This window comes from uncultured Sphingomonas sp. (assembly GCF_964244265.1).
Taxonomy (GTDB): domain Bacteria; phylum Pseudomonadota; class Alphaproteobacteria; order Sphingomonadales; family Sphingomonadaceae; genus Sphingomonas.
Genome location: NZ_CAXTHV010000054.1, coordinates 1 through 6,968, shown reverse-complemented (window position 1 = coordinate 6,968; position 6,968 = coordinate 1). Strand labels below are relative to the sequence as shown.

Genomic DNA, 6,968 nt, shown 5'->3' with positions numbered 1-6,968 from the left:
TAGCCCCTTCCTCTCAGGAGTTAGGGCCTCCGACAAACCCGGGGCGGTTCAATCTAAATCGTCGGTCCATCGGTACATCAGTCTGTTTCAACCTCTGGAAAAGGCAACCAGATGCTCGTTCGATGTAAGGAGCGCCATAGCTCATGGCGCGTCACCCACGCTCACGGCGTTGCAACGCTTTGCCGGCAACGAAGACATCTCTGTCCGTACAGGGCGCAGCTTCTTGCGTAGTCAATGCGATAACGCGTTTGACTGGTGACCCCTACGGGAATCGAACCCGTGTTTCAGCCGTGAGAGGGCCGCGTCCTAACCGCTAGACGAAGGGGCCGCGCGGTCGCGTGAAGCGGGGCGCATACGGTGGTCGGGCGTGGGCGTCAAGGCAATCGCGACGACGGCCTCCGACTGGATGACCAGCGCCGGACCCGGTTGGGCGGGCGTTGCCGCTGCACCGATAAACGGACTGTTCACGTCATGGGCGCCGGGCCCCACGGCGATCCGTTCTGTGCTTACGCCGCCTCGGCTCGCCGCTGGTTCAGCTCCTCGTTGAGCATCTCGGCGAGCAGAAATGCCAGTTCCAGGCTCTGGCTGGCATTGAGGCGCGGGTCGCAATGGGTGTGGTAGCGATCGGCCAGCGTCTGTTCGGTCACGTCGATGGCGCCGCCGGTGCACTCGGTGACGTTCTGCCCGGTCATTTCGGCATGGATGCCGCCGGCATGCGTCCCCTCGGCGCGATGGACGGCGAAAAATCCCCGTACCTCCGCCAGGATCCGGTCGAACGGCCGCGTCTTGTAGCCGGTCGCCGCCTTGACCACGTTGCCGTGCATCGGGTCGCAGCTCCACACGACCGGGTGGCCGCTGCGCTTCACCGCGCGAACCAGCCTGGGCAGCCCGCCTTCGATCCGGTCATGGCCATAGCGGGAGATCAGCGTCATGCGGCCAGGCACGCGTCCCGGGTTCAGCGTGTCGAGCAGGCGCAGCAGGTCGTCGGGCTCCAGGCTCGGCCCGCATTTCAGCCCGACCGGATTGCCCACGCCGCGCAGGAATTCGACATGCGCCGATCCGGCAAAGCGCGTGCGGTCGCCGATCCACAACATGTGCGCGCTGGTGTCGTACCAGTCGCCGGTCAGGCTGTCCTGCCGCGTCAGCGCCTGCTCGTACGGGAGAAGCAACGCCTCATGGCTGGTATAGAAGGTGGTCTGCATCAATTGCGGCACGGTGTCGGGGCTGATCCCGCACGCCGCCATGAAATCCAGCGCCTCGCCGATGCGGTCGGCGGTCTCGGCATATTTCCTGGCCCAGGGGCTCGACCCGAGGAAGTCGTGGGTCCAGCGATGGACCTGGTGCAAATTGGCATAGCCGCCGCTCGCAAACGCACGCAGCAGGTTCAGCGTCGCGGCCGATTGGGCATAGCCCTGCACCATCCGTTGCGGGTCCGGGGTCCGGCCGGCGGGGGTAAAGGCGATGTCGTTGACGTTGTCGCCGCGATAGCTGGGCAGTTCGATGCCATCGATCGTCTCCATCGGCGCCGATCGCGGCTTGGCGAATTGTCCCGCCATCCGCCCGACCTTCACCACGGGCAGCTTCGATGCATAGGTCAGGACGACCGCCATCTGCAGGATCACGCGGAACGTGTCGCGGATGTTGTCGGGATGGAATTCGGCGAAGCTTTCGGCGCAATCGCCGCCCTGGAGCAGGAACGCCTTGCCCTCGGCAACGCGGGCCAGGTCGGCGGTCAGATTGCGCGCCTCACCCGCAAACACCAGGGGAGGATAGCCGCCGAGCAGCCGGGTAGCCGCGGTCAGCGCCGCCACGTCGGGATAATCGGGCAGCTGACGCGCCTCATGGCCGGTCCAGCTGTCGGGCGCCCATTGCGCGGCCATCATCGTCTCGCCTGGTAAAATCGAGCGGACGCCATGCGCCCAAACCCTGCCGGAGACAATCAAGGAAAGCTATCGACCACGCCGACCAGGGGACGTCGGGTCCTTCGATCACACGGACCTTTACGGTGCAAGTGCGTGGGCCGATGCCATGTGGCACATACCGCGCCTTGCCCATGTACCGCTTGCCATTGCCCCCAGGACCAACGTAGTTACCGACCGCGCCGGAATCGCAGGCCGAGCGCAAGGGGGCTCCCCGAACCAACAGCCGAGCGCGGTCACGACAGCCAAAGGCGTCGGACCGGACAGACCCGGCGCCGAGAGGCTTCACGCGCTTCAGGGGGCGTCAATGCCGTTTGCCTGCATCATTCGACGGATTTTCCTGGTCGGGACGGTTGTACGATGACCGTCATTGTCGAAACCATCGCCGCATTGCTTGCGGCGGGGCTGCTCGCGGGCTTTGCCGCGGGGATATTCGGTATCGGCGGCGGCTTTGTGGTGGTCCCCGCGCTGATCGCCGTATTGCCCTTGCTCGGCGCCTCGAAGGTCGAACTGACCCATGTCGCGATCGGTACGTCGCTGGCGACGATCGTCGCGACCTCGGTGCGATCGGTCCTGGCGCATCATCGCCGCGGGGCGGTCGACTGGTCGGTGCTCAAGAGCTGGGCGCCGTGGATCGTGATCGGCGTCGGGGCGGGGGTGGTGCTGGCGTCGCGCCTGCCGGGCCATGGGCTGGCGGTGGTCTTTGGCGTCGGCGTGGTGCTGATGTCGGTCCACTTCCTGACCCCGCTGTTCGCCGGGCGCCAGCTTGCGACCGAGATGCCGGGCGGCGCGGCGCGCGTCGGCATCGCCGGCGGACTCGGGGCTTTCTCCTCGCTGCTGGGAATCGGCGGCGGCACGATCGCGATCATCGTGATGACGCTGTGCGGCAAGACCATCCACCGCGCCATTGCGACGGCCAGCGGCGTGGGCTTCATCATCGCGGTGCCCGGCGTGATCGGGTTCGTCATCATCGGGCTTGGCAAGATCGGTCTGCCCTGGGGATCGACCGGATACGTCAACTGGCCGGCCGCGGTGGTGATTACCAGCATGTCGATGCTGACAGCGCCGCTGGGGGTTGCGGCGGCGCACCGGCTGAGCCCGGTCCTGCTCGCTCGCACGTTCGGCGTGTACCTGCTGTTCATCGGCGGGCTGATGATCAAGAACGGACTGGCCGGCTGACGGCCTCGGGCAACCGAATAGGCGCCGGCATCCGGGACGACGCTTGCGGCTGGCGTGCGTTCGATGTCGGCGTTAAGTTCTGCCGATGAAATGGTTTGTCACGCCTCGCTTCGCGGGGGCGATCGCCGCCGCCATGATGATCGTGGCGCCCGTTCATGGCCAGGATGCCGATCAGGCGCAGCTCGTCGCGTTGCGCGCGATGGACCTGCGGCTGGCCGTCATCGCGCAACGGCTGGTCACGGCCAATGCCACCTTGTGTCGCAACCTCCAGCCCGCTCCCGGTCTCGTCCTCCATGCGATCGATCAATATCCCGACTCCGCCCGGGCGGCGGTCCGCGCCGCGTTCGGCTTTTCGGCGCCGGTCTCGGTCGAGTTGGTGGTGCCCGGTTCACCGGCGGCGCTGGCGATGCGGGCGGGCGACGGGATCGTGGCGATCGATGGCCACGACGTTCCGCCGCCCCTGTCGGGCAAGCCGACGGGCGCGACGCGGGATGCGGCGAATGCCCTCATGCAATCGGCATCCCCTGATCGTCCGCTCACGCTGACCATCGTGCGTGACGGCCAGCGTCGTTCTGTGACGATTTCCGCAATGGCCGGTTGCCGTTCCGCCTTCGAGGTGCTGCCCGGCCCCGCGCTCGACGCATCGTCGGACGGCAGCATCGTCCAGATCGGATCGCGCCTGTTCGAGCGGTTCGGCGACGACCAGATCGCGGTGGTCGTCGCGCACGAATTGTCGCACACGATCCTGCGGCATCGCGCACGCCTGGAGGCGGCGGGCGTGCGCTGGGGCCTGTTGTCGGAGTTCGGCAAGAATGCGCGGCTGTTCCGCCGTACGGAGGACGATGCCGACCTGCTGGGCATGTACCTGTTGCGCAATGCCGGATACGATCCGGGGATCGCGGTCGCGTTCTGGCGGGGTCCGGGCCGGGCGCTGGACGGCGGCTTCCTGCGCGGGGGCAGCCATGGATCGGCGGCGGCGCGCGCGGCGGCGATCGCTGCCGAGATCGCGCGAATCCCGGCCGACACGCCGACGCCCTATCTGCCCCCGATCCTGGCGACCCGCGACCAGCCGCTTTGAAGCCGGAGCAGGCCTGCATCGAAACTCGCTCTTCCGCGAGTTTTACAAGCAGTCTCTCAGACCTTCCAGTCCCAGCCCAGCGGGTCGCCGTCCATCACCTCGATCCCGGCCTGGGCGAGTTCGTCGCGGACCGCATCGGCGCGCGCAAAGTCCCGCGCCGCGCGGGCGTCGCGGCGGTCGGCCATGAGGGCGGCGACGGCGGCCTCGTCCAGCATCGCCGTCTTCGGCCGGACGCGCAGGTCGGTGCGCTGGATCGTCGCCAGGCCCAGGCCGAGGACGGCGTCGAAATCGGCCAGCGCGGCCAACCGGTCGGCGGGTGTGATCCTCTTGTCGGCGAGCAGCGCGTCGAGGACCGGCAACGCGCGGGGCGTGTTGAGATCGTCCGAGACCGCCGCGTCGAGCCGCTCGCGATAGCCCTTGGCCACCCCCGCCGTGGAAGGACCTGAGCGCTCGCGCAACTGCGCGACGGTGATCGCCAGCCGCTTCAGCCGGGTCAGCGCCGCCGCCAGATTCTCGTCGGAGAATTCGAGCTCTGACCGGTAATGCGCCTGGAGGCACATCAATCGATAGGCCAGCGGGTGCACGCCGGCGTCGATCAGTGTCTGGAGCGTGCGGAAATCGCCCGTCGATTTCGACATCTTGCCCGCCCGCTCGACCAGAAAATTGTTGTGCATCCACACCTTGGCGCCGGTATCTGCCGATCCGCAATAAGCCTGGTTCTGCGCGATCTCGTTGGGATGGTGGATCTCGCGGTGATCGATGCCGCCGGTGTGGATGTCGAATGGCGAGCCGAGATACTTCTCGCTCATCACCGAACATTCAAGATGCCAGCCCGGCGCGCCCCGGCCCCAGGGCGAATCCCATTCCATCTGGCGCCGCTCGCCCGGCAGCGACGTACGCCAGATCGCGAAATCCTGCGGGTGGCGCTTGCCCTCGACGGTGTCGATCCGGCCCTCGCGGGCATCGTCGCGCGCGCCGGCCAGCCGGCCATAATCCGGCACCGTCGAGATATCGAAATAAAGCCCCGAATCCAATAGGTAGCAATGCTTTCCGGCGATCCGTTCACCGAACGCGATCATCTCCGCGACATGATCGGTCGCGACCGACCAGCGGGTCGGCGGATCGACGTTGAGATCGCGCAGGTTCTGCTTGAAGGCCCGGGTGTAGTAAGCGGCGATATCCCAGATATCCTGCGACCGCGCGCGCGCGGCTGCCTCCATTTTGTCGTCCCCGGCATCGGCGTCGCTGGTCAGATGGCCGACATCGGTGATGTTGATGATATGGGTGAGCGGATAGCCCTTCCAGCGCAGCACCCGGCTCAGCGTATCGGTGAAGACATATGCGCGCAGATTGCCGATATGCGCGTAGTTATAGACCGTCGGCCCGCAGGAATATATCCGAACGCTGGCCGGATCGATCGGCGCGAACAGTTCGGTCGACCGGGTCAGGCTGTTATAGAGGGCAAGCGGCGCGCCGGACATGGCGGCGGATTAGCGGGATGCTCCCGAAACGCAAACGGCGTACGTCCGTCTCGCGGTCTGAGGGTTCGCTAATGCGCGATGCCGATGATCGCGCTCGCCGCCAGGTGGTGCACGTCGCGGCGGGCATCGCCAGCTGAGAGGTCGGGATCTCCGCCGGTGTAGCGTCCCGGCAACACCGCTCCTTCGACAGGCCGGCCGAGCGTGGTTGCCTTCGCATGCCCCGCCTGATAGGAGCGAGGCGGTACGGCGCGTACCATGTTCGCGACCGCCAACAGCTAATCAGCCGGAGTTAACGGATTTTATGCAGATCATCGTGCGCGATAACAATGTCGATCAGGCGCTTCGGGCTCTCAAGAAGAAGCTGCAGCGCGAGGGCGTGTATCGCGAGATGAAGCTGCGCCGTCACTACGAGAAGCCCAGCGAGAAGCGCGCGCGCGAGCGCGCCGCTGCGATCCGCCGCGCCCGCAAGCTCGAGCGCAAGCGCCTGGAGCGCGACGGGGCCAAGTAAGTCCCACCGCGGCTTGCCACGGGGGGCAGCGTTGCCTACCGCGATCCGACTCTTCCGCCGTCGTCGCACGGCCTTTTTTCCAAGGGCTTGCCGATGTCCGTCACCGCCGTTCCGCTCCAGCCCGTCAAGCGCAGCAATCTTGTATGGCTGTGGGTCGGCATCGTCGTGCTGGTGGCCGGCGCGTTCCTCCTGGCGCGGCAGGGCGACGACTTCCTGACGCGCAGCCTTCGCGAATCGGGCATCGTCACCACCAAGTCCGGATTGCGCTACAAGGTGCTGAAGGAGGGAACCGGTCCGCATCCGACCGGCTCTGACGTCGCCCTGATCAACTATGTCGGCAAATTGCGCAACGGCACCGTCTTTGACCAGTCACGCCAACCGACGCCGATGCCGGTTAAGGGCGTCGTGCCCGGCTTTTCCGAAGCGCTGAAGCTGATGAACAAGGGCGCCAAATATCGTGTCTGGCTGACCCCGGCACTCGGCTATGGCGCCGAGGAAAAGCGCGATCCCCAGACCGGCGAGGTCGTTCTTCCGGCCAATTCGACATTGGTGTTCGATGTCGACTTGCTCGAATTCCTGCCCCAGGCGGTGATCGACCAATATCAGCAGCAGCAGATGATGGGGGGCGGCGCCGGCGGCCTGCCGGGCGGAATCCCCGGGGGTCCGGGCGCGCCGGATGGAGGAATCACACCGCCTCCGGGGCGATGAGGGCGGCGCGCGGACACGGCAGGCAGCTTTACCAAGCAGACTAGGGCCGAGACTCATATCCACCAAGTGACGATTGCGGCGAGGCTGATGGCGGC

At 66.5% G+C, this 6,968-nt stretch carries 7 protein-coding genes and 1 tRNA gene; 4 read left to right on the top strand and 4 right to left on the bottom strand.

The genetic code is table 11. The features are described 5' to 3' along the window. Positions 1-253 precede the first annotated feature (253 nt). Positions 254-328, bottom strand: a tRNA-Glu gene (locus ACFE7K_RS15230). Between the two features lie 178 nt (positions 329-506). Further along, on the bottom strand, positions 507-1,880 hold the full coding sequence (locus ACFE7K_RS15225; RefSeq protein WP_375399045.1) for a class II 3-deoxy-7-phosphoheptulonate synthase: 1,374 nt from the start codon (positions 1,878-1,880) through the stop codon (positions 507-509). Between the two features lie 399 nt (positions 1,881-2,279). Here ACFE7K_RS15225 and ACFE7K_RS15220 point away from each other — a divergent pair, with 399 nt between their 5' ends. Both ACFE7K_RS15220 and ACFE7K_RS15215 read left to right on the top strand, forming a co-directional pair. Continuing rightward, the gene (locus ACFE7K_RS15220) at positions 2,280-3,098 is read left to right on the top strand and encodes a sulfite exporter TauE/SafE family protein (protein WP_375399044.1); all 819 of its coding nucleotides are present in this window, start codon (positions 2,280-2,282) and stop codon (positions 3,096-3,098) included. 85 nt (positions 3,099-3,183) lie between these two features. After that, the gene (locus ACFE7K_RS15215) at positions 3,184-4,176 is read left to right on the top strand and encodes a PDZ domain-containing protein (RefSeq protein ID WP_375399043.1); all 993 of its coding nucleotides are present in this window, start codon (positions 3,184-3,186) and stop codon (positions 4,174-4,176) included. Positions 4,177-4,232: 56 nt separating this feature from the next. Here the strand turns inward: ACFE7K_RS15215 and cysS are convergent, their stop codons facing one another. Both cysS and ACFE7K_RS15205 read right to left on the bottom strand, forming a co-directional pair. Next, on the bottom strand, positions 4,233-5,657 hold the full coding sequence (gene cysS / locus ACFE7K_RS15210; protein ID WP_375399042.1) for a cysteine--tRNA ligase: 1,425 nt from the start codon (positions 5,655-5,657) through the stop codon (positions 4,233-4,235). Between the two features lie 68 nt (positions 5,658-5,725). Next, positions 5,726-5,914, bottom strand: a complete 189-nt coding sequence (locus ACFE7K_RS15205) for a hypothetical protein (protein WP_375399041.1) — start codon at positions 5,912-5,914, stop codon at positions 5,726-5,728. A 44-nt stretch (positions 5,915-5,958) separates the two neighbouring features. On the opposite strand from ACFE7K_RS15205, the gene rpsU reads away from it, so the two are divergent. Further along, positions 5,959-6,165: a 30S ribosomal protein S21 gene (gene rpsU, locus ACFE7K_RS15200; RefSeq protein ID WP_375399040.1), complete on the top strand. Its 207-nt coding sequence runs from the start codon at positions 5,959-5,961 to the stop codon at positions 6,163-6,165. A gap of 93 nt (positions 6,166-6,258) precedes the next feature. Then, positions 6,259-6,873 carry an FKBP-type peptidyl-prolyl cis-trans isomerase gene (locus ACFE7K_RS15195; RefSeq protein WP_375399039.1) on the top strand — a complete coding sequence of 205 codons (615 nt, stop codon included), beginning with the start codon at positions 6,259-6,261 and terminating at the stop codon, positions 6,871-6,873. The last annotated feature ends 95 nt before the right edge of the window (positions 6,874-6,968 follow it).